Source organism: Pseudomonas sp. Sample_9 (assembly GCF_004307535.1).
Lineage (GTDB): Bacteria > Pseudomonadota > Gammaproteobacteria > Pseudomonadales > Pseudomonadaceae > Aquipseudomonas > Aquipseudomonas mercuritolerans.
This window is the reverse complement of sequence record NZ_RAZO01000295.1, coordinates 1-4,672: the sequence shown is the minus strand read 5'-3', so window position 1 is coordinate 4,672 and position 4,672 is coordinate 1. Positions and strand designations below refer to the sequence as shown.

General features: G+C 59.7%; 3 protein-coding genes. 1 reads left to right on the top strand and 2 read right to left on the bottom strand.

Annotation, left to right across the window (positions count from 1 at the left end; genetic code table 11):
• Positions 1 to 199 precede the first annotated feature (199 nt).
• Positions 200 to 877, bottom strand: coding sequence for a DUF3313 domain-containing protein (locus D6877_RS16100; RefSeq protein WP_016774611.1), 678 nt, complete (start codon positions 875 to 877; stop codon positions 200 to 202).
• A gap of 211 nt (positions 878 to 1,088) precedes the next feature.
• Between D6877_RS16100 and D6877_RS16095 the strand changes: the two genes are divergently transcribed.
• Positions 1,089 to 3,455, top strand: a complete 2,367-nt coding sequence (locus D6877_RS16095; protein ID WP_130911430.1) for a tetratricopeptide repeat protein — start codon at positions 1,089 to 1,091, stop codon at positions 3,453 to 3,455.
• A gap of 133 nt (positions 3,456 to 3,588) precedes the next feature.
• On the opposite strand, the gene D6877_RS16090 is transcribed toward D6877_RS16095, so the two are convergent.
• Positions 3,589 to 4,563 carry a hypothetical protein gene (locus D6877_RS16090; RefSeq protein WP_130911429.1) on the bottom strand — a complete coding sequence of 325 codons (975 nt, stop codon included), beginning with the start codon at positions 4,561 to 4,563 and terminating at the stop codon, positions 3,589 to 3,591.
• Positions 4,564 to 4,672 lie beyond the last annotated feature (109 nt).

Sequence of the window (4,672 nt, the reverse complement as noted above, 5' to 3'; positions counted from 1 at the left end):
CGAGCCTGCGAGGGCCGAACGTAGGAGCAAGCCTTTTTGGGTACTTTTTCGGCGTTTGGAAAAAGTGCCTCGCCGTAAGGGCGAAACCGTAATCAGCAACACCCGCAGCAACGGATATGTACCCAAAAAACCAGGAGGCAGGCCCCACCAAAATAGCGGGAGCCAGCCTGCTCACAAAGAGGCCTCAAGCCTCACGACATCACTTGGCCTCGGACTTGAGCTTCAGATACGTCTGATGCATGTCACTCGCCCAACCATCGATCACCGCTTTGACATCAGTGGCTTTCATCACCTGCGAGGAATTTTCCAGCGGCTGACCGGTGCCCTTGCGCACCACTTGAGCCACCACCTTGTTACTGCTGCCGTCGAGGAACACCGCCTCAGTGGCCAACGTGGTTTCCTGATCGCGAATACCGGTGGCCGTGCTCACCGCAGCAGCAACCAGCGCAATCGGAATCACCTCATACACATGCAGGCCTTCGGTCTTGCTGCTCACCGCCGTGATCGCCGGCCGGATCACGATGACGCCAGGCCCCGGACCGGTGGCCAGCGGCAGCGACTTGCTCAGCTCACGCTTGAGCGCCTGATCGTAATAACTGGTGATGCCATTGAGGGTCTGCTGGGGGATTTTTTCCGTCGCTTGCGGCTTCGGATACAACTGGCTCGGTTCGACATAGACGCTGCTGAATTTGTTGATATCGAGTTTCGGGTCCATCCAGCGCATCACCTCGGCACCCGACGGTGATTTGGTCTCCTTCAGTTGACTGTAATCCTTGAGAAAACCGGAGTACTGGTCTGGCTCGACGGTTTTGCTGGAACAACCGACCACACCCAGGGTGGCGATGCACAGCGTGCCCATCATTACGGCTAGCTTCATGCTGTAACTCCTGTCAGAAGGCCAAATCGTTTGCATAGGGGGAGTTACAGGTATAGCTAAAACCGCAGCAATTGCGATTGCAAATTACAAAATTCACACGGCGCTGCGCAGCAAGTCACAGCGCTTATTTGACAGACGCGCTGCATGCGGCAAAGCTGCATCCAGATGTATGCACGCCAAAAGGCCAACGCACCGGACTACGGAAGTCGCAATGCCCAAGCACAAAAACAAAGCGGTGCAACCTCAGCCTGACGCGTCAACCTCCTCTTTTTCACGTTACCTGTTTCCAATCACCATCGGTGTGCTGCTGGCGGCCGTGGCGGGCATTGGCTGGTTCCTGTTCAGCCCGGCGCCGGCCCCCGTCAAACCCGCAGCGATCAGCACGCCTGTAGCACCGCCAGCCAAGCCGCAACCGACTGTGGCAAGCAAACCGGCAAGCATGGTCGATGAGCAGCAATGCCAGGGCTGCCACAGCGAACAGGTCAAGGACTGGCAAGGCTCGCATCACCAATTGGCCATGCAGCCAGCGACCGCCGAAACCACCCTCGGCGACTTCAACAACGTGACCTTCAAGGCCGAGAACGAGACCACAAAGTTCACCCGCAAGGGCGATGAATTCTGGGTCAATGCGCCCGGCATCGACGGCAAGAATGCCGACTTCAAAGTGGCCTACACCTTCGGCATCGCGCCGCTACAGCAATATCTGATCGAGGTCGGTCAGGGGCGTTTGCAAGCCCTCGGCGTGGCGTGGGATACCGAGAAAAATCGCTGGTTTCATCTGTACGCCGGCCAGGGCGTGAACTTCAAGAATCCGCTGCACTGGAGCAAACCGAGCCAGAACGCCAATTTCATGTGCGTCGAATGCCACACCACCGGTTTCAAGCGCAATTTCGATGCGCAGAGCAACAGCTTCAACAGTCAATGGAACAGCCTCGGAGTCGGCTGTCAGGCCTGTCATGGCCCGGCGTCGAATCACCTGGAGTGGGCGCAGACAAAAGACGATTTGATCCATAAGGGCTTCGACGTCGATCTCAAGGACAAGAACGCCACGGTAGAAATCGAAACCTGCGCGCGCTGCCATTCCCGCCGCGCGCCGCTGGGCGATGGCTTTACCGTCGGCAAGCGGCTGATGGACGATTACCTGCCCAGCGCCCTGACCCGCGAACTCTATGCGCTGGACGGCAAAATCAAGGACGAAGTGTTCGAACACGGCTCGTTCCTGCAAAGCAAGATGTTCGACAAGGGCGTGCGCTGCAGCAATTGCCATAACCCGCACAGCAACGAGCTGAAGGCACCGGGCAACGCCGTGTGTCTGCAATGCCACAACACGGCGGGCAAGACCTCGGTCGCTGGCGTCGACGGCATGGGTCTGCAAGCGAAGAATTACGACTCCATCGAACACACCCGCCACGCCATGGGCCAGCCCGGCTCGCAGTGCGTCGATTGCCACATGCCCGGCAAGTTCTACATGGGCAACGACTTTCGGCATGACCACAGTTTCAGTATTCCCAACCCGGAGCGTGCGCAGAAACTCGGCACGCCAGACGCCTGCCTGACCTGTCACCAGGGCAAGGCCGGCGACAAGGTCACCGCGCAGTTCAAATTGTGGAACGCCACCGCCTCCCCGGCTCAGCAGGCGCCACGCTATGACGAAAGCCTGTGGCTGATCCGCAATGGCCAGCCCGGCGCCGCCGACGCGCTGTACCAGCAATTGCAGCGCAGCAACCTGCCGGCGATCCAGCGCGCGACGTTGCTGGCGGAATTGCCGCTGTACCCGAGCGAACAGGCGCTGAAACTGGCCACTCAGGATCTGAAACATCCAGAGCCACAGGTGCGTGACAGTGCGGTGCGGGCAATCAGCGCATTCCTGCCACCGCCTGAGCGTGCGCCATTATTGGCGCCGTTGCTCAATGATCCAGTGAAAGCCGTGCGCATCGTCGCCGCGCGGGATCTGCTAGGTGCCTCGCGCAACAATGGCCTGGGTGCGGCGCAAGCCAGCTGGAACGCGGCGATCGGCGAGTATGAGGCCGTGCAGAAGAGCCTGCTGGAGCGTGCCGAGGCCAATCTCAATCTAGCCATGCTGTACCAGGCCAGCGGGCGCAGTGTCGAGGTCGAACCGTTGCTGCGCAGCGCCCTGCAACGTGACCCGGACTTCTACCCGGCGCTGGTCACGCTGGCACAGTGGCTGGAAGCGAATGGTCGCGCCACCGAAGCCCAGAAGCTATTGGATGACAGCCTCAAGCAGCATCCGGATGCGGCGCTGTTACAGCACACGCGCGGGTTGTCGCTGATCCGTGCCGGCCAGTCCGCCGAAGCCATGTCCTACCTGCGCAAAGCCGCGCAACTGGAACCGGACAATGCGCAATACGGCTATGTACTGGCGGTGGCGCTGCATGAGAGCGGCAAGGTTGATGAGGCGTGCGCGATTCTGGAAAGTTTGCTCAAGGTACAACCGGCCAACCGCAATGCGCGGCTGTCGCTGATTCAGTACTACCTCGATAGCGGCCAGGAACCCAAGGCGCAGGTGCTGCTGCAGGGCTGGAAGAAAATGAATATGGGGGATCCGGCGCTCAAGTGATCGATGGGATGCATACCGATCACCTGTGGGAGCGAGCCTGCTCGCGAATGCAATCTGTCAGTGACATCGCAGTCGGCTGACGTAGCGTTTTCGCGAGCAGGCTCGCTCCCACAGGGCTACCACCGCGCTTGCTTCACCAGGACGATGTTTCGCCACTGCGCAAAGCCATTTCCCGCCGGCTATTGGCGCGCATCGCCTTGATCAGCGACACCGTCCCCACCAACAAAATCGCCGCACCAAACAAAAAGTCGATGTTGTATAGCTGGAAATCTTCCACCGGCCCGATCAGTAATGTCCGCACCACCGCAATCCCCACCAGCGTCGCGAGAAAGTCGATCCCCGGCTCATCGCGGTAGAACACCAGCATCAGCGGCAGGCACAGCACCAGCAAGAGCAGCAACACCACGACCTTGAACGAGCCTTTGCGCTCGACGCTGAACGCGCACTCATGCGCCCCGTACGGCTTGTAGTCCTCATCGCGGATCATCGAGTTTTTCTCGTTGATGTAGTCGGCGCGGTTGTACTTCTGGATCGGCGTGAAGGTGTTGGACATCTCCATCAGCGTGGTGATGTTCTTGAAGCGCAAGTCGATGCGCTCGCTGCCCTTGAGGTAATACAGCACCGGTTTGTAGCCGTAGCGATAGGTATCGAAGGGGAACGCGGCAGTCTGAGCGTGCACGCCGATTGCGCGAGGCTCAAGTTCGGCGAAGGCGCTTTTGTTGGTCGACGAGAGGTTGCGGCTCAGCGGCTGCACCTTGACCTGCTCGAGGAAGATCGGCGTGACGCCGAACGACCACTGCAACGGTTCCAGACGCAGGCGCAGTTCGTTGCGGCCCAGGTCGTAGCGGTTGAAGGTGCGTTCGGAAACCACCAGCGAACCGCCGACCATGAACTCGCCGCGCAGGTTGTTGGTGACGCGCAAGGTCAGTTGATCCTTGCCCAGCAACGCCGCTTCACTGGTCGGTGGCGTGCCGCACCACGCGGTGCTTTCGCCGACACCGCCGAGCTGGCCGTCGCGGTTTTCCTTGAATACATAAAAGTAACTGGCCCACAGCGTCAGCAACAAAAGCGACGCCGTGAGACCGAGGATTTTTTTGCCCGGACTCACTGATCAGACTCCCTTCTTCGGTTCCATCGTCCAGCCGAAAACCCGCTGGCGACGGCGACTCTACCAAAAGGCCATCAGTGACCCAAGGGAAAATGCCGGATCGGCACCG